Source organism: Phenylobacterium sp., assembly GCF_036495085.1.
GTDB lineage: Bacteria > Pseudomonadota > Alphaproteobacteria > Caulobacterales > Caulobacteraceae > Phenylobacterium.
The window spans coordinates 1-19,307 of record NZ_DASXNL010000085.1; the positions used below are offsets into that span (position 1 = coordinate 1).

Genomic DNA, 19,307 nt, shown 5'->3' on the forward strand with positions numbered 1-19,307 from the left:
TGCTTGGCCACGGTCATCACGCGGGGCGCTGGACGCTGATCGCCGCCGGCGCGATCATCGCCGTCGTGGGAATCGTATGGGGCGTCCGCTATCTGCGAGGACGGCGCAAACCGGTCGCCCGGGCTCAGGCCGAAGCGTGAGCTCCTGCGCCCGGCGGCGACCTCGCTGAACCGTTAGAGGCGACCTCGCTGAACCGTTAGAAGGGGCCATGGGCGGATCTGACATATCCCGGCGCTCGCTGGTTAGCGCCGCGCTCGGTGCGGGCCTGGCCGGGCGGGCGTCCGCGCAGCCCCGCCGTGGCTGGCCGGACGGCTCGCGAGCGGCGGTCAGCCTGACTTACGACGACGGCTTGAACAGCCAGCTCGACAACGCCGTGCCCGAGCTGAGGCGCCTTGGCCTGAAGGCGACCTTTTTCCTCACCCAGACCAACGCCCATTGGCGTCTGGCGGAATGGGAAGCGCTGGCCCGTGACGGCCATGAGGTGGCCAACCACACCATGAGCCACCCTTGCGCGCTTCGCGGCTACAGCGCCGGGCGCTTCGAGCATTCGGAAATCGACCCTATGGAGGGCTATCTCGACACGCACTTCGGGGCGGACCGGGAACGCACTTACGCCTACCCGTGCGGTTACCTCGGCCTGGGCCAGGGTGACCGCCGCGAGCGGTTCGCCCGCTACCGCCGCATCCTCGAACGCGACAGCGTGGTCGCCGCGCGCACCACGTCCGGGGGCCCGAACCGGCCGAGCCAGGTCGTCTCCGACCCCCTGCACCTGCACGCCTTCGAGCCCACCTACGACGGTGATCGGCTCGCCCCGGCGCTGAAATACCTGACAGAGACCGTGGCTCAGGGCGGGTGGGCGATCCTGGTGTTCCACGATGTGTTGCCCAAGTGGCATGCCGACGGCGACGCCAGCGTTGCGACTCACGCCAAGATTCTGGCCCACATTGCGGCCCTCAACGTCTGGTGCGCGCCGATGGGACAGGTGTTCGACTATGTGGAAAGCCGCTGGCGCCAGCCGACGCGCTGAACCGCGCAAGGGCGCCAACATTACGCATTATTCACGCGTCATCCTGTCGCGCCACGACGCGGCCTGACGTATAACAGCGCTCGACGGAATCGCTTCGGAGCCGGTATCGGCGATGACGACTTTTACCGAGATTGTCGCTGCGGTGGTCGTTCATTCGTCAGCTGTGGCCCTGTCGCATTTCGGCGTCACCATGGAGCCGACCCAGGCGGAGCGTCAGCCCCCGCCTGCCGAGCGGGTGATCGCCCGCACGCCGCAGCGCCACCACGTCGTCCGTACGACCGGCTGCCCCGACGAGCGACGGCGCGCGCAACTTATCAAGACTTGAGCCGCGGCCTCGCAACGGCCGGATTGCGCCCGATCGTCCTCAAGCCGCGCTCGGCTGTTTGCGTCGCGACCCATCGCGGGTAATCCTTCAATCGGCAGTTGGGGCGCCGGCGCCGGACCAGGGCCGGCTGCATCGACGGAAGAGGCCTATGAGGATCAAGAAGCGGACCCGTCCGGCGGACTTCGGCGCTCCGGCGCGCGAGACCTTCGCCCAGTCCGCACCGGAGGCGGAGACGACGGCTGAGGACGTTCCGGAGCCGGCGCCCTCGCAGGTGCGGCCGGCGTGGGTCACCTCGGAACCCTCGCAACTTCACTCCGCGATCACCGAGACCCTGCCGCGTACGCCGGTGCGCCTGACGGCGCCGGTCGAGGCCTTCGAGGACGCCGAGACCGAAGACTTCAAGCCCCCGCCCGGATGGCCGGTCTATCTGACCGCCTTGGCGGTCGCCGGACTGTGGGCGCTGGGGCCGATCGCCTTTGCCTGGGGATACCGAAACGGTCTCGCCCCGCTCCGCGACGACAACTTCGCCCTTTTGGTGTTCGCCCTGCTGGCCGTCGGGCCCGCGGTGTTCGTCTTCTTCGCCGCTTACCTGGTGCGCCAGGGCCAGAAGCTCGGCGCCGAAAGCCGCCGGGCCAAGGCCATGGCCGAAGACATGCTGGCGCCCGCCGTGACAGCTGCGGCCCGCGCCGGGCAGGTGGCGCAAAGCATTCGCGAGGAGATCCTCAGGGCGGGAGCTGCGGCGGACGAAGCACGCGAGACCCTGCTGGCGCTGCGCGAGGCCCTCGCCGCCGAAAGCGAGCGATTGGTGGAGAGCACCGAGGTTTCGGTCCGCTCGACGCGCGAACTCACCACCACCATGGGCCGCGAACGCGCCGAGATGGGCGTGCTGGCCCACAGCCTCGACGCGCAGGCGACCCGCGTCGTCGACACGATCGCCCAGCAGGCCCGGATGGTGGCGGAGGCCTCGGAAGTCGCCGAGACCCAGTTGCGTGAAGCGGAAGCTGTGCTCTCGGCGCGGGCCGCCGACATCGCCGCGGCGGCCGGGGAGGCCGGCACAGCAGCCCGCACCGCCGGCGAAGATCTCACCCGTCACATCGCGCGTCTCGAAAACGCCGGCGCCGGCGTCGCCGAGCAGGTGCGCGCCGTGGAAGGCGGCCTGACTGATCAACGGACTGCCCTCATCTCGCTTGCCCAGACCCTCAAGTCCGACAACGAGGATTTCGTCGGCCAGGCCGAGCTGCACGCGGCCAAGCTTTCCGACTTCATCAGCCAGACACGCCTGTCCTCGGCAGAGCTCGGAGAGCGCGCGACGCAGGGCGGCGAGACCCTCCGTGCGCTGATGACGGACGCCCTTGAGCAGTTCCGCGAACTGACCGAGACCGCCAGGGCTGAACGCGAGGGGCTGGGCCACTCGACGATGGAGTCCCTGCAGAGCGTCTCGCTCGCCGCCGCCGACCAGCGCGCCAGGTTGGAGGCGCAGACCCGCGAGTCGATCGAGGCGCTGGCCGCCGCCGCCGAGGAAACCCGCGCCGCGGCCGCCCGCCATGCGGCCTCGGCCCGCGAACAGGTGGACCAGATTTCCGAGGCCGCGCTCTCCGCCGGGCAGAAGGCCAACGAGATGTTCGAGGCCAGGCTCACAGAAGCCCGCACGCTCGTGGAGCAGTCGTCCGGGATTGTCGACCAGGCCGGCGCGGCCACCGCCAAGAGGCTCGAGGAAGGCGCCGCGGCGGCCCGGGCCTCGCTGAGCGCCCTGCACGACATGATGGCCGAGATCGATCAGCGGGCGGCCAGGCTTCCGGCCAGCGCTCAGAACCAGATCGACCTGGTTCGGGTGGCGGTGGTGGAGGGGATGCAGGAACTCAACGCCCAGGCCCGGCGGACCGCGGAAGAGGCGCAGGCGATCGATGCGGCCTTCCAGGAACGCGCGCGGCGGAACTTCGAGATGTTGAGCGAGGCTGTGAGGCTGATGGGCGCGTCTGCGGCAATGCCGCCGGCCCCCCTGTCCCCGGCGCTTGGCGCCCCCTCGCCGGCTTCGATCCGGCCGAGGCCCGCCCCACGCACGCTTGCGCCCGCGCCCGAGCCCGCGCTCGCCGCCGAAGACCAGGATGAGCGCGCCCTGGAAGAGCTGATGGAGCCATCGGCGCCGCGCGAGCCCGTGGAGGACCCGGGCCTGCGCCCGCGCCTCAAGCTCACGCCGACGGCCACGGATGAGGAGTTCACGGCGGTTTTCGAAGCCGCCGGCGGACTGACGGGGGAGCAGGGGGAGGCTCCGCACGAAGGCGAGTCCTGGACCTGGAAGGACCTTCTGGCCTCGATCGACGGCGCGGATGGCGATGGCGAGCGACTGCAGGATATCCTTGGCGACCAGCTCGCCAGGATGGGTGTCGAGCCGGCCAAGTTGTTGCCCAAGGCGCGGATCGACGAAATTGCTGCAGCCGTGCAGACCGGCGACGCCTTGGGCGCGCGCACGGTGGTCAAACGGCTCGCCCCTGCCGCCTCCCGGCGAATTCAGCGGCGGCTCTTCACCGACGACGACCTGAAGCGCCAGGCGGAGGTCTATATCCGCCGCTACCAGACCCTGGTGGATGACGCGATGGTCCGTGACCCGGAGGGCTTTCTGATGGCCAACCTGCTGGGCGACGACGGCGGGCGGCTCTATCTTCTCCTCGACGCCGCGTCGGGAGACCAGGACTAGGCGTGCGCGGGCTCAGCGCCCGAGCCGAGCGTTGGACGCTGGCCACGGCTTTTGTGATCTCCCGAGGCGCGAAACTCGAAGCCGAGGTCGTGGTCGCGGAAATTGTGCAGGGCGCGCACCGCGGCCGAGGCGAAGCGGTGGCCTATGCTCGCTACGGCGAGACGACCATTGACGTGCTCGATCAGATCGAGGGCGTGCGATCGAGTATCGAGGCCGGCGCCGATCGCGCACGTCTGCACGAGCTCCTGGCGGCCGGAGCAGCGCGCAACGCTTTGGACTGCGCGCTCTGGGACCTGGAGGCCAAGCGGGCGGGGGTGCGGGCCTGGACCTTGGCTGGCCGGGCGCGGCTCGATCCTGTGAAGACCTGTTTCACGATCAGCCTGGGCGCGCCTGCGGCGATGGCCGAGGCGGCCCTCGCCAATTCGCGCCGCCCTATGTTGAAGCTGAAGATCGGCGGTCCAGGCGACCTCGACGCGGTCGCCGCGGTCCGCGCCGCCGCGCCGCTTGCCCGGCTGATCGTCGACGCCAACGAGGCGCTGAGCTTCGACGACCTGCGCCGGCTCGCGCCGGAATTCGCCCGGCTGGACGTGAAGTTACTGGAGCAGCCCCTGGCCGCAGGCGAGGACGCGGTGCTGGAAGGTTATGCGAGCCCCGTGCCGCTGTGCGCCGATGAGAGCCTGCACACGCGCGCCGAGCTGGCCGCCTGCGCAAAGCGATACGCGGTGGCCAATATCAAGCTCGACAAGACGGGCGGGCTTACCGAAGCCCTGGCGCTGGCCGCCGAAGCCCGGGCCATGGGACTGCGCGTGATGATCGGCTGCATGGTGGCCACCTCGCTTGCCATGGCGCCGGCGCTTATCCCGGCCCAGGGCGCGGACTTCGTGGATCTGGACGGGCCATTGCTTCTGAAGCGCGACCGCGAGCCGGGACTTGCGATCACCGGCTCGCTGATCGAGCCGCCGCCTGTCGAACTTTGGGGTTAAGAGCCGCGCCGTCGAGCAGGACCGAACGCATGGCGTTCAGAAGGTCATGACCGTAGACGGCGTCAGGCTCGACGATGTTGCCTTCCGCCCACTCGTTCCAGGCCTTCAGGAAAATGATCCTCTGCTCGGCCGGTCGGTTGCGGACGCGGTCCACCGCCTTCTGCACCGTCTCCTGGAACAGCTCGGGCGTCATGCCCTCGTAGACAACGCCACGCTCGCCGGAGCGGGGGGTGTTGTCCCAACCGCTCAGGATCGAGGGCAGAAACCTCGGGTCGTCGGGCAGGTCCTCCAGGGCGTGGGCGACCACGTCGCGGAAGTCGATCCGGGTCGGGCGACGCAGGAACTCTGGCTTGAACCGGTTGAGCCGCCCGAAATTCAGCTCCGCGAGGCGGCGGCGCAGGGATTTGCCCTGGGCCCAGCCGTGGGTCTCCAGGTAGTCTTGCGGGCCGAGCAGGGATACCGCGTCAAAGGGCTCGAAGATCTTGTCGCGGTAGCGGTCGACGCCAGGGGCGTAGATCCGCGAGAACGCCACGAAATACATGCCGGGCAGGCCGGCCTTGAGCGCGAGTTCGCGCCAGTGGTCCAACATTGACTGGGTCGACGGCAGGTCCTCCGGCCGGAAGATCGCAAACAGCGGCTTGCCGTCCACGCGCGTGTATCGGGGGTCCTCGAAAGCCTTCAGGGCCCAGCGGAAATGCGCTTCCTCGTCGGCCTTGCCTGGATAGTCCTGCTTGACCAGGATGGCCTTTGGATCGCCGTACCAGATGCCGCTCCAGGAATGGTTCGCCCAGGCGAGGCAGAACGGGAAGTCCGGGGCTCGAGATTCCAGGACCTCCTCGAAGGGACGCTCCAGGATGCGGCGGCCATCGCCGAACCAGTAGTGCCAATAGCAAAAGGATTCGATGCCCGCCTCGCGGGCGAGCTGCGCCTGGCGCTCCCGGACTTCCGGCACCCGCAGGTCATAGAAACCGAGATCGGCGGGAAGCCGGGGCTGTCGGTGGCCTGGGTACATCGGCCGGGCCTTGGCGACGTTGGTCCACTCCGTGAACCCGGCCCCCCAACTGTCGTCGTTTTCCCGAACGGGATGAAACTGCGGCAGGTAGAGCGCGAGCACGCGCGCTAGGGGTTCCGTCATTTCCAGTCCTGAACCGGTGTTGCCTGGTGGGGATTTCCTATAGGTCTGGCGCCACTTGGCAAGCGTCGGCCTCCTTAAGTCTGGGCGGGCGCTCTGGAGGTGAACGCCAGGGGCGATGGACCGCCAATACCGCCGCCTTCCGGATTCCGGCCTCAGCCGAAATGCTGACTTTCCGGTCGTCGACCTTGGGTTTTCTCACGCGGGTTGTTAGGCCTTAATTCGCATCCGGCACACTGACATATGGCGTCGGCCCGTTAGCTGCACCGACAGTGGGGGGCCGTGTGTGTCCGGAAGGAGGGGCCAATTGGTCAGTTTGATCCAACAGTACGAGTTCAACACGAATCCAGGACCGTACTTTGTCCCGCGCAACGCGCTGCCGGAGACGGAGCCTCAAAGCTACCCAGTTCGCTTCATCGCTTTCTACCTGCCGCAGTTTCACGCCGTTCCGGAAAACGACCAGTGGTGGGGCAAGGGGTTCACGGAATGGACCAATGTCACCAAGGCGCTTCCACAATACGTCGGCCACTTTCAGCCCCGGCTGCCGGCCGACCTCGGCTTCTACGACGCCTCGACGCTGAAGGCCCTGGAGGCGCAAGCCGAACTGGCGCGACTTGGCGGCGTCTACGGATTTTGCATCCATGACTACTGGTTCGGCGGGCGCAAGATTCTCGAGGCGCCGGTCACGGTCTTGCTGGACAACCCGCAGATAAAGCTCAACTTCTGCCTGTGCTGGGCTAACGAAAGCTGGAGCCGCCGGTGGGACGGGCTGGAAAACGAGCTTCTGCTGAAGCAGGAGCACTCCCCGGAAGACGACCTACGCTATGCGGAGTCGGTGGTCCGCGCCTTCCGGGATGAGAGATACATCCGCATCGATGGAAGACCGCTGCTGCTGATCTATCGGCCTGGAATTATGCCTGACCCCAGGGCGACTGTTGACCGATGGCGGGAATACTTCATTTCGGCCGGCTGTGGCGACCCCTACATCGTCATGGTTCAAGCATTCGGCGATAGCGATCCTCGACCCTATGGCATGGACGCGGCGGCCGGATTCCCCCCGCATAAGGTGGGTTGGAATCTGCCCGATTGCTCAGGCTACCTTCAGCTGTTCGCGGCAAGTTCGAGGGTTTATGTCAGTTCATACGACGAAATGGCCTCGGCCGAGATCGCGGCCAGGACGACGGAATATCGCATGTTCCCCGGTGTTTGCCCCAGCTGGGACAACGAAGCGCGGAAACCGAAGCGCGGGCAAAGTTTCATCGGATCGACGCCACAGAAATATGGCGATTGGCTCGCTAGCGCGGCGGCCTTCGCCGGCGCACAGGGTACGGCCGACGAAAAGATCGTGTTTATCAATGCCTGGAACGAATGGGCCGAAGGCACCTATCTGGAGCCCGACCGCCACTTCGGCTTCGCCTATCTTTCGGAAACGCGGCGCGTGCTCGATAATCTCAACGCGCCGCCGGGACAGGAACGCCCGCGCCCAGCCGCCCCGGTAGTTGACTCCCGTTCGGCGCCGCGCATTTCCTTCCGAAATCGCATCAGGAACAAGCTGTCGCGTACCTTGAGGTTGTCATAAGGACGGCCCTTGCGATGGTAGGAATGTGGCCGCTCCCCCGGGCATGGTCATCAAGCTCGATAGCGCGGCGAGGACTGTAGAATGCAGCGCGGCCCCCCAACGTCTGGTTCAGAGTCCGATGAGCCGGCGCACAGCCCGGACGAGTCGGGGCACAGCCTCGTAAGCGCCCCCTTGGAGCCTCTGCGCTATGACGGCCAGTCGGACCATCCGGAGGAGGTGGCGGGAATCCTGCGGGCGATGATGCCCACGGGGGTTCGCGTGCTGGAGGTCGGGTGTGGCACAGGCTCGGTGACGCTCATCGCCAATCACGGCAAAGGCAATGAGGTCGTGGCGATCGAGCCGGATCCGCAACGCGCGGCCCTGGCGCGTTCGCGCGGCGTAAATGCGATGTGCTGCATCCTGGACGAGGCCTTCGTCGCGGGCGAGCAGCCCTTCGACGTCGTGATGATGGCCGACGTGCTCGAACATATGGCCGACCCTGGCGCGGCTTTGAAGCTCGTGCGCGCGGCGCTGAAACCGGGGGGGCACTTGCTGATCTCAGTTCCCAACGTCGCTCATTGGACTGTCCGTCTAAACCTCCTATTCGGCCGCTTCGACTACGCGGAGTACGGCATCATGGACGTCACCCATCTTCGCTGGTTCTACTCGCGGACAATCAGAAGGCTGGTGGAAGACGCTGGATTGACGATCGTGGCGATGCGGCAGACAGCGGGCGTGCAACTTCCGGTCTATCAAAGATCTCCGTTCCGGCACGTTCCCAAGCGGGCGCTGCATGCCTTCGTAAGAACCTCCAACCGCCTGTTCCCAACGCTGTTCGGCTGTCAGCACGTCATTAAGGCGGTCCTGACTAACTAGGCCGAAACGGCCTCGACTCCAGGCGGACGAGCGTCCACGCGCTATCGCAACGGCCAGCGCAAATATCCGAACCTGAGGGTGAGATGGACGACCCGATAACCCAAGAGATCGAGGCCAGCCAGCTCAAGCGGATTTCTGTGCGCGGCGGCGCCATTACGGCGGTTTCGCAAGGAGCCAAGTTCGTCATCCGGATGGCGGCTCAGATCACAATCGCCCGTCTTCTGCTCCCGTCCGACTACGGCCTGGTGGCGATGATTGCGCCGGTTCTCAGCTTGGTCGTGTTGCTGGCCGACCTCGGCATCGGTCAGGCGGTTGTCCAGCATCCCGATATTACCCGCAGACAGATGTCGGCGCTCTTCTGGCTGGGCTCGGCGATCAACATCGGGGTCGCTTTGAGCGTCATCGTATGCGCTCCGCTCATCGCGCTAGCCTATCATGAGCCTCGCCTTATCCGGGTAGCAATGGTCGCCGCGGTTATGGTTCCGCTGGGCGGCCTGGCGACGCAGCATTTCGCACTCCTGACAAGAAATGTCAGATTCCAAGCACTTGCGATCCTCGACGTGCTCGCGCCGCTCTGTAGTCTCGCCGTCGGCCTAGCGGCCGCCTATGCCGGCTGGAGCTATTGGTCGCTGCTCGCCTCCCAGGCGGCAGAGAGCATCGTCATGGTGATCGGCGCCTGGCTCGCCACGGGTTGGATACCGGGACCTCCCCGTCGCGAACCCGGCCTTCGGTCCATATTGAAGGTTGGTGGCCATATAACCGGGACGAACCTCGCAACCTACGTCACCAGCACCGCCGACAACATCATACTTGGGGTGTTCGGGGGAGACCAGGTTCTAGGCTTGTATGACAAGGGCTATCGGACCGTCACCCAGCCCCTTGGACAGCTTTTGATGCCCTTCAACCGGGTGGCCACCCCGACACTTCTGCGCAGGAGGGACGATGCGGCGCGATACAGAAAGGCCTACCTCAACATGCTTGAGCTGGTGCTTCTCCTGGTCTGGCCGGGTGCTGTCTGCGGCGCGGTGATTGCGACCCCGCTCTTTGAGTTCCTGCTCGGAAGCCATTGGACCGGAATTGGCCCTATCGCATCGTGGCTGTGTTTTGGCGTCTTGGCGTCGCCGCTCTACTCCAGCACCTACTGGCTTTTCACAAGCCAGAGCCGAACCGGCACCCAGATGAAATATGGTGTCGGCCTGGCGGTGATTTCCCTGGTCGGGTTTATCGCGGGCCTGCCTTGGGGCGCCGCCGGCGTTGCTGCCGGCGCGGGACTATCGTTCACTCTGCTTGGAACCCCACTCGTGCTCCTGGGGGCGACACGGGAAGGCCCGGTCCGTCGGATGGATCTTGGCCTGACCCTGGTTCCCTTCTGTGTCGCCGCCGCAGTCGTCTTCGCCGTCATCTTCACGGCCTACGATCGGTTTAAACCCCATGGGCTGGAATTGTTCGCGATGGTTCCGGTTTCCTATCTCCTGTTTGCAGCGATCCTGGGTGGCTTTCCCAGGGGGCGAGAGATGTTGCGCGGCGTCCTGCGGCTGAGGGAACAGTTCAAGCCTTCCAACCCCACGCGGGCGGCGACCCCGCCTTAGCAGGCCGCTTGCCCGCCGTTAGGCGCGGAACGACGAAGACCATTGCGGGTTCAGGATTCCAGAAGGCGATGGACACTCATGGACAAGATCACCCGCGACCGAGCCCATCGCGCCTGGCGCAACGCCGAGTTCATCAAGCAGCTCTCCGACAACCTGATCAAGATCGGGCCATGGGGCATCGGCGTGGACGGCTTTCTGGCCTGGGTTCCGGGCGCAGGCACCATCTACAGCGTCGGCACCGGTGTCCTGCTGCTCTACGAGGGCGTGCGGGCCGGGGCGTCTTCCTGGACGCTGACCCGGATGGCGGCATACCTGAGCGCCAACAGCGTCATGAGCGACGTGCCGGTCATTGGCTGGGCGATGGACACGCTCTTCCGCGGCCAGTGGATGGCGGCCAATGCGTTGCAGAAGGATATCGCAGCGCGGTTCGGTCACGCAGAGACCGTCGTCGACGCCCCCTCCTGGCGTACGGTGGTCCGCCCGACACTCCAGCGTTAGGGCTGCCCCGGCTGACCTGGGGCGAGGCGGCAGCTTCCCGGACTGGCCGCAAACCGTGCTAGTGACCGCGCGAGCTTCACGTGCGCGAGACCTCGATGCTGCAAAACCCCTTCACCGAGACCCCTGCGAAGCTCGCGGTGATCGGTTTGGGCTATGTGGGCCTGCCCCTGGCCGTAGCCTTCGCCGCCGAACACGAGGTGGTGGGCTTCGACATCAAGGCCGAGCGGGTCGCCGAATTGCGGGCGGGCGAAGATCGCACCCTGGAGGTATCGGCCGGTGAGCTTTCGGCGGCGACGGGGCTGAAGCTGAGCGCCGACCCGGCCGACCTCGCCGGATGCAATGTCTTCATCGTAACCGTGCCGACGCCGATCGACGCCCACAAACGGCCCGACCTATCGGCGCTGATGGCAGCCAGCCGCACGGTCGGCGGCGCAATCCGCCGAGGCGGAGTGGTGATCTACGAATCTACTGTCTACCCGGGAGCTACGGAAGAGGATTGCGTGCCGGTGGTGGCCGAGGTCTCAGGCCTGACCTTCAACCGCGATTTCTTCGCCGGCTACAGCCCCGAGCGGGCAAATCCGGGCGACCCGACCCATCGGCTGGCCAGCATCGTCAAGGTGACCGCAGGTTCGACGCCGCAGGCGGCCGCATTCGTCGACGCCCTCTATGCGACCGTGGTGACGGCCGGAACGCACCTCGCCAGCTCGATTAGGGTCGCCGAAGCCGCCAAGGTGATCGAGAATACCCAGCGTGACCTCAATATCGCCCTGATCAATGAATTCTCTCTGATTTTCCAACGCCTTGGGGTCGACACCTCGGAGGTCCTGGCCGCGGCCGGGACCAAGTGGAATTTCCTGAATTTTCGCCCCGGGCTGGTCGGCGGTCACTGCATCGGGGTCGATCCATACTACCTGACGCACAAGGCTGAGGCGCTGGGCTACCATCCTGAGGTCATCCTGGCCGGGCGGCGGATCAACGACGCCATGGGAGGCTATATCGCCCGCGAGCTGATCAAGGAGATGATCCATCGCGGGACTTCGGTGAAGGGCGCGCGCGTGCTGGTGATGGGCCTGGCCTTCAAGGAGAACTGCCCGGACCTGCGCAACACCCGGGTGATCGATATCATCCGGGAGCTCAACGACTACGAGGCCGAGGTCGATGTCTGGGACCCCTGGATCGATACGGATGAAGCGCGCGTGGAGTATGGTCTTGAGCTGATCGCCGCACCGGTCGCGGGGGTCTACGACGCGGTCGTCCTGGCCGTGGCCCACAACCAGTTCACCGAGCTCGGCGCCGAGAAGATCCGCAGGTTCGGCGCGAGCAAGTCGGTGCTTTTCGACGTCAAGAGCGTTCTGCCGAAGGCGGACGCCGACCTTCGCCTCTAGTTAGCCTCGCAGGAAAATCACCAGGGCCAAGACGCCGATACAAAAGATCGCGGCGGCCACCAGCATGACGCTCGTGCTGTGCCGCGCGGAGCCGTCGACGCGCTGCGCTTCGTCGGCGGCGGGAATTCCCGGTGTTTGTCGCATGGTCCCCCGCGCAGCCGTCACAATGGGCGCAAATGGCGCAACAAGCCAGCAACAACCCACGCTTTGAGCCCCGGCTCGTCGGGACGCCGGCCTCGAAGGCGCGGGCCCGGTCTGGGTATTCATTAACCTCAGGCCACGGTCGGCCTTGGGCCAGAAGCCGATGCCCGCCTTTGACCCTGCTATCGTTCGGGACGTCCGCTTGTTCGGGGGGAAGTGGACGCCTGCGCCCCTTTGGACTACCCACGGTCGCATTTTTTCCCAAAGAATTTCTCGCCTGACGTGCGAAACGGGTTGCCCATCAGCGTTCGATGAACGCATGGTTAAGGCGAGCGGCAATCCGTCGCGCGGCATCTGAATGGCGTTTGGAGAAAATCACATGCGTAAGGTGCTTCTGGGACTCGCCGCTTCGAGCGCACTTCTTGTCGCCGGCGCGGCCAATGCTGCCGTCACCGTGCAGTACTGGATCAATCAGACGGCCGTGGCGAGCAACGCCACGATCGCCAACGTCATCGGGCTTGGCGCGCCCAGCGGAACGGGCAGCGTTTCGTCGCTCAGCTTCTCGACGCTCAGCAGCCCCACGACCTCGATCGACACGTGGCTGGGCATCAGCACCGGCGTCAACGGCAGCCACGCGCTGGACAACACGGTCTTCCTGTTCACCGGGGCCACCTTCCTGAACGCCGGCGTCAACAACTACACCATAGCGCACGACGACGGCGTGCAGTTGGCAGTCGGGGGTATCGGCGGCTTCCCGTTGAACGCACCTGGGCCGACCTCGCCGACCACAACGGCCTTCTCGATCACAGCGCCGAGCGCCGGCAACTACAGCTTCCAGCTGTCCTACGGCGAATGCTGCGAGGGTCCGGCCGTCCTCAATATCCTTCCGGGCGTCGGCGTCAGGCAATTCGGCAGCCCAACTCCCGAGCCCGCGACCTGGGGCCTGATGCTGGCGGGCTTCGGCGCAATGGGCGCGGCCCTCCGTTCGAGACGCCGGCTCCAGACAGCCTGATCCAACCAGACCAGGTTGCCTCAAGTTCGACGAGCCGCGGTCGCCCTGGCGACCGCGGCTCCGCGTCTGGTGGCCAATCTTGCGAATGCGGGAGTCCTGGGATCAGGCCCGTTTCCAGATGCCTGAGGCCGGCCTGTCCGCCTTCCATCCGTGCCGCCCCCTTTTCAACGCACGTTCGGAATTGGGGAAGTGCTGGTCGCCTGGTGGGGTCAGGATTTTCGGCCGTAGTATTCCAGGTACCAATCGACGAAAGCCCCGATCCCGACCTCGATGGGCGTGGAGGGAGCGTAGCTCAGGGCGGCCTTGGTCTCCTCGACATCGGCCTCTGTGCGGGCCACGTCGCCAGGCTGCATCGGCAGCAGGTTGAGCTCGGCTTTGCGACCCAGTTTTTCTTCCAGCACCTGGATGTAGCGCATCAGTTCGACGCGCTGGCTGTTTCCGAGGTTCAACACCCGCCAGGGCGCCACACCACTGGTCGCCGGGTCAGGCTTCAGAGGATCCCACGCGGGATTGACGCGCGCTGGTCGGTCGATGGCGGCGACCAGGCCGTCGACGATGTCGGCGACATAGGTGAAATCGCGCTGCATCCTGCCCTCGCCGTAGACGTCGATGGGGCGCCCGGCGAGGATCGCCTCGGTGAACTTGAAGAGCGCCATGTCGGGCCGGCCCCAGGGGCCGTAGACGGTGAAGAAGCGGAACCCGGTCGAGGGGATGCCGAAGAGATGGGCGTATGAATGCGCCATGACCTCGTTGGCCAGTTTGGTCGCGGCATAGAGGGTGATCGGGTGGTTCGCCCCGTCGTGAACGTTGAAAGGCAGCTTGCCGTTGGCGCCGTAGACCGAACTCGTCGAGGCAAAGACCAGGTGCCTGGGCTGGGTGGCGCGGCAGCCTTCCAGGATGTTCAGGAAACCCACGACGTTGGAGTCCACATAGGTGGCCGGGCTTTCGAGGCTGTAGCGGACGCCGGCCTGGGCGGCGAGGTTGACTACCGCTTCGGGCTTCACCTCGGCGAAGAGCGCCGGCACGCCCTGGCGGTCGGCGAGGTCGAGCCTGGCGTGACGGTAGCCGCGGTGTTCCTCGAGGATCGCCAGACGTGCGGCCTTCAGCGCCGGGTCGTAGTAGGGGTTGAGGTCGTCGAGCCCTACGACCGCGTCGCCGCGCTCCAGGAGCCGCCGCGCCAGATGGAAACCGATGAAGCCGGCCGAGCCCGTGACCAAGATCGTCATGCTGTTACCCGACTCCGCCGTTGTCGCCGATGGCTGTGCCACCGCCGGGCGCGAACTTCAAATCCTGAGCCGCGTGGCCCATTGATGAGCCGATCACAACCGCGAACGCGGGGATGTGATTGGCGTGGAGGGGGCGCGAGGTGATCCAAAAAGCCGCAGGCGCGTTCACGTTGTTGTCCAGCCTGAATCGTTGGCCTGGAGTATGCAGGCCCGCGATCTGCATCTAAGAGAGTGCAACTTTGACCGGCCTGGGCGCGATTCCGCCCGCGAAGACGGGCGGTTAGTGGGGCCAGGGAGCGTCAGTATGAACCAACGCAGCGTCCCGGGACTTGAGCCCGCGCCGACGAAGCACGCGAAACTCCTTCAATGGGTTCGCGAAATCGCCGCGCTGACGCAGCCCGACCGCGTGCACTGGTGCGACGGTTCCGACGCCGAGTGGACGAGGCTCACCGGCGCGCTCGTGGATGCCGGGACGCTCAAACGGCTCAATCCGGCGAAACGTCCGAACTCGTTCTACGCCGCATCCGATCCGCGCGACGTGGCCCGCGTCGAGAGCCGCACCTTCATCTGCTCGGAGAAGCCCCAGGACGCCGGTCCGACCAACAACTGGCTCGAGCCCGCCGAAATGCGCGCCGACCTCAAGGACCTGTTCAAGGGCTGCATGCGGGGGCGCACGATGTATGTCGTGCCGTTCTGCATGGGGCCGCTGGGCTCCAAGATCAGCGCTATCGGCGTAGAGATCACGGACTCGGCCTACGTGGCCGTATCCATGAAGATCATGACGCGGATGGGCCAGGCCGCCCTCGGCCAGCTCGGCGAGGACGGCTTTTTTGTGCCGGCGGTGCATTCGGTGGGCATGCCGTTGGTCGACGGCGTCAAGGACGTCGCTTGGCCGTGCAACGAGATCAAGTACATCGTCCACTTCCCTGAGACGCGGGAGATCTGGTCCTACGGCTCTGGTTACGGTGGCAATGCGCTCCTGGGGAAGAAGTGCTTCGCGCTGCGCATCGCCTCGGTGATGGCTCGCGACGAGGGCTGGTTCGCCGAGCACATGCTGATCCTCAAGCTGACGTCGCCCAAAGGCGACGTTCGGTACATCTCCGCAGCCTTCCCGAGCGCTTGCGGCAAGACCAACATGGCCATGCTGCAGCCGACGCTGGACGGCTGGACGGCCGAGACCATCGGCGACGATATCTGCTGGATGCGCTTCGGTGACGACGGGCGGCTCTATGCGGTGAATCCTGAGGCCGGCTTCTTCGGCGTCGCGCCCGGGACGGGCGAGACCACCAACAAGAACGCGGTGGCCGCGCTCCACGCCAACTGCATTTTCACCAACGTGGCGCTGACGGATGACGGCGACGTTTGGTGGGAAGGCCTGACGGACAAGCCGCCCGCGCACCTCATCGACTGGCGCGGCAAGGACTGGACACCTGAGAGCTCCGAGCCGGCCGCCCATCCTAACGCCCGCTTCACCGTGCCGGCCTCGCAGACGCCGGTCATCGCTGCGGAATGGGAAGACCCGGCCGGAGTGCCGATTTCGGCGATCCTGTTCGGCGGCCGTAGAGCTTCGGCAGTACCCCTCGTCAACGAAGCGCGCGACTGGGCTCATGGTGTGTTCATGGCCTCCAACGTGGCATCGGAGGGCACGGCGGCGGCGGAGGGCGCGATCGGGGAACTGCGCCGCGATCCTTTCGCCATGCTGCCGTTCTGCGGCTACAACATGGCCGACTATTTCGGGCATTGGCTGGCCATGGGCGCCAAGGCCGATGCGGCCAAGCTGCCGCGCATCTATTTCGTGAACTGGTTCCGCAAAGACGAGCGCGGGAAGTTCGTCTGGCCGGGCTATGGCGAGAACTCGCGCGTCCTGAAGTGGATCGCCGAGCGGCTGGATGGCCAGGCCGAGGCGGTGGAGACCGCAATCGGCAATCTGCCGGCCCCAGGCAGCCTGGACGTTTCGGGCCTTGGGCTGACGCAGGCCCAGCTCGACCTGCTGCTCACGGTGGATGCGGACATCTGGCGCCAGGAAGCGGCCCTCGTGCCGGCATTCTACGAGCGATTTGGCGATCGCCTGCCGGCGGCGCTTTGGGCCGAGCTCGACGCGCTCGGCAAGCGGCTGGGCGCTCCAGCCCGAAAGCCCGCTATGGCCGCGGCGGAATAACGCTCAGGCCTGACCAGGAAGGGGCGGAGATCAACCGCGTTCTCGCGCGTTTTTCGGACCTGTCCGCTCGCGGCCTAGGCCGGCCATATAGCCGGACGCCGAGCCAGTGAGCCCCACCGGGCCGGCCACGAGCGCCGTCGAATTGCTGGGGTCAGCCGTTGGCGACCACGCGCAGATTGGGCGGCGCTGCGCCGGTGCGTTCGCCGCGGATCTGAGAGACCAGGTCAAAGAGGGCGCGCCGCACGGCCTCGACGTCACCGCGTTCGGCCAGGACCTCCAGCTCCGCCAGGTGGGCAGCCGAGACGTGCAGCGCTGAATTCGACACAACTTCCATCACCTTCGGCGCACAGGGCAGCGACCTTTCGGTCTCGTCCAGGAGGGCTTCGGTGAGCTTCTCGCCGGGGCGCAGGCCGGTGATCTGGATCTCGATCTCCTTGCCCGGCGAACGACCGGAGAGCGCGATCATCTGATGGGCGAGGTCCATGATGCGCACAGGCTCGCCCATTTCGAGCAGGAAGAGGCGCGCGTCGCGGCCCTCGCCCTCGGCGCAGGTGGCGGTGGCGTGCAGGACAAGCTGGCTCGCCTCCGGGATGGTCATGAAGAACCGCTCCATGTCGGGGTGGGTCACGGTGACCGGACCGCCGCGTTCGATCTGGGACTTGAAGATCGGAACGACCGAGCCTGCCGAGCCCAGCACGTTTCCGAACCGGACAGCGGAGAACCGGGCGCCCTGGCCGCCATTCTGCTGAGCCTGGATGACGCTCTCGGCCAGACGCTTGGTGGCGCCCATGACGTTGGTCGGGTCGACGGCCTTGTCGGTGGAGATCAGCACCATCTGGCCGGCCCCGCAGGCCTTGGCGGCCTTTGACACGTTCCAGGTGCCGATCACGTTGGTGAGCACTCCTTCGCAGGGGTGCTGCTCGACCATGGATACGTGCTTCAAAGCCGCTGCGTGGAAAACCAGGTCAGGGCGTTCGACGGCGAACGCCTGGTTTACGCGGGCGAGGTTGCGGACATCGCACAGCACCGCCTGGCGGGACATCTGCGGGTAGGTCTCGGCCATTTCCCGCTCGATCTCGAAGAGCGAGGTCTCGGAGAAGTCCATCAGCGAGAGGTGGGCGCAACGGAACGAGGCGACCTGCCGGCAGAGTTCAGCGCCGATAGAGCCGCCCGCGCCGGTGATAAGCACGCGCCGGCCGTGGATCAGATGGCCGATGGCGACGCGATCGAGCTCGATGGGTTCACGGGCCAGCAGCTCTTCGATGTTGATGTCGGGCATCGGCAGCAGGGTCACACCGTCGTGCTGGGCGAGTTCAACGATCGACGGCAGCCGGAGCAGGCGGATACCGTCGGTCTTCAGACGACCGAGCTGGTCCGCCGTCAGGCCCTTCAGGCGGCCAGGTTCCTCCAGGAAGAGAATGGCGCGCGGATAACGGTTCCAGCGGCGCAGGTCGGCGAGCGCCTCGTCGAGGTTCTCGAGGCTCTCGATAATGCAGATACCTCGCACCTGTGCGCCGACGTCGCGGCTGTCGGTGCCGACGATACCGACCGGGGTATAGCTGCGGTCGTGACTACGGGCGATGTCGCGCAGATAGGTGTCGGCCTGCGACGGCGGCCCGATCAGGAGAAGCGGCGGCGACTGGGTGATTCGGTCCGTCAGGCCCTTCAACGGCGAAAAGCTGTCCAGCGCGTGCTCGTGAAGCGCCCGGCGCAGGATCCGCGCGCCCATCGATCCGACCATCTGGAACAGGGGCGCCAGGAACAAGGCGGCGCGCGGCACTCCGCGGGCGCGATCGATCACAAAGACCCACACCAGGAAGAAGAGCGCGGTGAGGACGGCGATGCGAAACAGCACCAGGGCGTCGGGGATCGAAGCGTAGCGCCAGGGCGACAGCTCCCGGCGGAACAGCATGGTGAAACCGCCGGCCAGGGTGGCGTAGAGCACGATGAGCTGGATGAAGCTGAGCGCGGGATCCGCGGTCATTTCGAGGATGGGTCGGCCCGCGGCTGCGACTTGGAAGGCGAGTGCAAAAGCCCCGGCTGCCAGCACCACGTCGGCGACAATGGTCTGGGCTCTAAAGGCCATTCGCTCCATGCGCCGAACTCCATCACTGAACGATCGCCAACATAGTCCCGGGGGTGCAAGCGTCCACCGAAACCGGGCGAGGTTCGACAATCGCGCGGCGGCTGTGGCGCCGGGCGCGCATACCATGCCTGGTTGCGGGGCGCCGGGCCCTGAAAACCAAACAAAAAAGGGCGGCCACCGACCGCCTTCCTGGAGGCTAAGGGGTCGATGCTTAGGGAAAGGTTGCCTTCACCCCGAGCACGAGCTTGGCCTTGTAGAGGCTGCCGAGGCCATGGGCGTCGGTGTCCCAGTAGCGCAGGTCGAAACCGATGTGGCTGTTGACGGCGTAGCCCGCGCCAAGGTTCCAGGTCGTGTAGTCGAACGGTCCCTTGACCTCCTGATGGCCAAGCGCGCCGCTGACCGAGACCGGCGTCTTGCCGATCGGCATCGAGCCGTTGATCTCGTAGTAGTGCGCAGGTCCCGTCTCACCGAGGAAATTGTCGGCGTAGAAATAGGCCAGACCGACGGTGGCCGGGCCAAGCGCCATCGAGGGCGCGACCTTCCACTCGACATAGTCCTGGTGCGGGCCGCTCGGTTGGTTCGTGAACCCGTTGTAGGTGACGCCGAGATCGACGTT

General features: G+C 66.1%; 16 protein-coding genes. 11 read left to right on the forward strand and 5 right to left on the reverse strand.

The genetic code is table 11. From position 1 onward, the window contains the following. The first annotated feature begins 208 nt into the window (after positions 1 to 208). The 4 genes from VGI62_RS09960 (at position 209) to dgcA (ending at position 5,030) form a co-directional block, all read left to right on the forward strand. Positions 209 to 1,027 (forward strand): polysaccharide deacetylase family protein, encoded by an 819-nt coding sequence (locus tag VGI62_RS09960; protein WP_331504328.1) that lies wholly within the window; start codon positions 209 to 211, stop codon positions 1,025 to 1,027. 112 nt (positions 1,028 to 1,139) lie between these two features. Continuing rightward, positions 1,140 to 1,352, forward strand: a complete 213-nt coding sequence (locus VGI62_RS09965; protein ID WP_331504329.1) for a hypothetical protein — start codon at positions 1,140 to 1,142, stop codon at positions 1,350 to 1,352. 148 nt (positions 1,353 to 1,500) lie between these two features. Then, positions 1,501 to 4,047: a polar localization protein TipN gene (locus VGI62_RS09970; RefSeq protein WP_331504330.1), complete on the forward strand. Its 2,547-nt coding sequence runs from the start codon at positions 1,501 to 1,503 to the stop codon at positions 4,045 to 4,047. A gap of 2 nt (positions 4,048 to 4,049) precedes the next feature. Further along, complete coding sequence (dgcA, locus tag VGI62_RS09975) at positions 4,050 to 5,030, forward strand: N-acetyl-D-Glu racemase DgcA (protein ID WP_331504331.1); 981 nt, start codon at positions 4,050 to 4,052, stop codon at positions 5,028 to 5,030. Here the strand turns inward: dgcA and VGI62_RS09980 are convergent. After that, complete coding sequence (locus tag VGI62_RS09980; RefSeq protein ID WP_331504332.1) at positions 4,984 to 6,165, reverse strand: glycoside hydrolase family 99-like domain-containing protein; 1,182 nt, start codon at positions 6,163 to 6,165, stop codon at positions 4,984 to 4,986. The two genes, dgcA and VGI62_RS09980, sit on opposite strands and share 47 nt — an antisense overlap. A 304-nt stretch (positions 6,166 to 6,469) precedes the next feature. On the opposite strand from VGI62_RS09980, the gene VGI62_RS09985 reads away from it, so the two are divergent. From VGI62_RS09985 to VGI62_RS10005, 5 genes are all read left to right on the forward strand, one after another. Then, complete coding sequence (locus VGI62_RS09985; RefSeq protein ID WP_331504333.1) at positions 6,470 to 7,741, forward strand: glycoside hydrolase family 99-like domain-containing protein; 1,272 nt, start codon at positions 6,470 to 6,472, stop codon at positions 7,739 to 7,741. A gap of 171 nt (positions 7,742 to 7,912) precedes the next feature. Beyond that, the gene (locus VGI62_RS09990) at positions 7,913 to 8,596 is read left to right on the forward strand and encodes a class I SAM-dependent methyltransferase (protein WP_331504334.1); all 684 of its coding nucleotides are present in this window, start codon (positions 7,913 to 7,915) and stop codon (positions 8,594 to 8,596) included. Positions 8,597 to 8,679: 83 nt separating this feature from the next. After that, a complete protein-coding gene (locus tag VGI62_RS09995; RefSeq protein WP_331504335.1) occupies positions 8,680 to 10,185 on the forward strand; it encodes a lipopolysaccharide biosynthesis protein in 1,506 nt (501 codons plus the stop codon). A 78-nt stretch (positions 10,186 to 10,263) separates the two neighbouring features. After that, positions 10,264 to 10,683, forward strand: coding sequence for a DUF4112 domain-containing protein (locus VGI62_RS10000; protein WP_331504336.1), 420 nt, complete (start codon positions 10,264 to 10,266; stop codon positions 10,681 to 10,683). An 80-nt stretch (positions 10,684 to 10,763) separates the two neighbouring features. Continuing rightward, the gene (locus tag VGI62_RS10005; protein ID WP_331504337.1) at positions 10,764 to 12,068 is read left to right on the forward strand and encodes a nucleotide sugar dehydrogenase; all 1,305 of its coding nucleotides are present in this window, start codon (positions 10,764 to 10,766) and stop codon (positions 12,066 to 12,068) included. Here the strand turns inward: VGI62_RS10005 and VGI62_RS10010 are convergent, their stop codons facing one another. Beyond that, positions 12,069 to 12,212: a hypothetical protein gene (locus VGI62_RS10010; RefSeq protein WP_331504338.1), complete on the reverse strand. Its 144-nt coding sequence runs from the start codon at positions 12,210 to 12,212 to the stop codon at positions 12,069 to 12,071. Between the two features lie 376 nt (positions 12,213 to 12,588). Between VGI62_RS10010 and VGI62_RS10015 the strand changes: the two genes are divergently transcribed. Continuing rightward, complete coding sequence (locus VGI62_RS10015) at positions 12,589 to 13,221, forward strand: PEPxxWA-CTERM sorting domain-containing protein (protein ID WP_331504339.1); 633 nt, start codon at positions 12,589 to 12,591, stop codon at positions 13,219 to 13,221. A 209-nt stretch (positions 13,222 to 13,430) separates the two neighbouring features. Here the strand turns inward: VGI62_RS10015 and VGI62_RS10020 are convergent, their stop codons facing one another. After that, positions 13,431 to 14,447 carry an NAD-dependent epimerase gene (locus VGI62_RS10020; RefSeq protein WP_331504340.1) on the reverse strand — a complete coding sequence of 339 codons (1,017 nt, stop codon included), beginning with the start codon at positions 14,445 to 14,447 and terminating at the stop codon, positions 13,431 to 13,433. A 304-nt stretch (positions 14,448 to 14,751) separates the two neighbouring features. On the opposite strand from VGI62_RS10020, the gene VGI62_RS10025 reads away from it, so the two are divergent. Next, the gene (locus VGI62_RS10025) at positions 14,752 to 16,605 is read left to right on the forward strand and encodes a phosphoenolpyruvate carboxykinase (GTP) (protein WP_331504341.1); all 1,854 of its coding nucleotides are present in this window, start codon (positions 14,752 to 14,754) and stop codon (positions 16,603 to 16,605) included. Between the two features lie 151 nt (positions 16,606 to 16,756). Here VGI62_RS10025 and VGI62_RS10030 read toward each other — a convergent pair whose 3' ends face one another. Further along, positions 16,757 to 18,691, reverse strand: coding sequence for a nucleoside-diphosphate sugar epimerase/dehydratase (locus VGI62_RS10030; RefSeq protein WP_331504342.1), 1,935 nt, complete (start codon positions 18,689 to 18,691; stop codon positions 16,757 to 16,759). A 211-nt stretch (positions 18,692 to 18,902) separates the two neighbouring features. Then, the coding region (locus VGI62_RS10035; RefSeq protein ID WP_331504343.1) for a TorF family putative porin at positions 18,903 to 19,307 on the reverse strand (405 nt) is incomplete at its 5' end.

Coding starts and splice junctions, on each gene's coding strand:
- VGI62_RS09965 (WP_331504329.1), top strand. CDS start 1,140: ATGACGACTTTTACCGAGATTGTCGCTGCGGTGGTCGTTCATTCGTCA.
- VGI62_RS10010 (WP_331504338.1), bottom strand. CDS start 12,212: ATGCGACAAACACCGGGAATTCCCGCCGCCGACGAAGCGCAGCGCGTC.
- VGI62_RS10000 (WP_331504336.1), top strand. CDS start 10,264: ATGGACAAGATCACCCGCGACCGAGCCCATCGCGCCTGGCGCAACGCC.
- VGI62_RS10020 (WP_331504340.1), bottom strand. CDS start 14,447: ATGACGATCTTGGTCACGGGCTCGGCCGGCTTCATCGGTTTCCATCTG.
- VGI62_RS09995 (WP_331504335.1), top strand. CDS start 8,680: ATGGACGACCCGATAACCCAAGAGATCGAGGCCAGCCAGCTCAAGCGG.
- VGI62_RS09970 (WP_331504330.1), top strand. CDS start 1,501: ATGAGGATCAAGAAGCGGACCCGTCCGGCGGACTTCGGCGCTCCGGCG.
- VGI62_RS09960 (WP_331504328.1), top strand. CDS start 209: ATGGGCGGATCTGACATATCCCGGCGCTCGCTGGTTAGCGCCGCGCTC.
- VGI62_RS09980 (WP_331504332.1), bottom strand. CDS start 6,165: ATGACGGAACCCCTAGCGCGCGTGCTCGCGCTCTACCTGCCGCAGTTT.
- VGI62_RS10030 (WP_331504342.1), bottom strand. CDS start 18,691: ATGGCCTTTAGAGCCCAGACCATTGTCGCCGACGTGGTGCTGGCAGCC.
- VGI62_RS10025 (WP_331504341.1), top strand. CDS start 14,752: ATGAACCAACGCAGCGTCCCGGGACTTGAGCCCGCGCCGACGAAGCAC.
- VGI62_RS10015 (WP_331504339.1), top strand. CDS start 12,589: ATGCGTAAGGTGCTTCTGGGACTCGCCGCTTCGAGCGCACTTCTTGTC.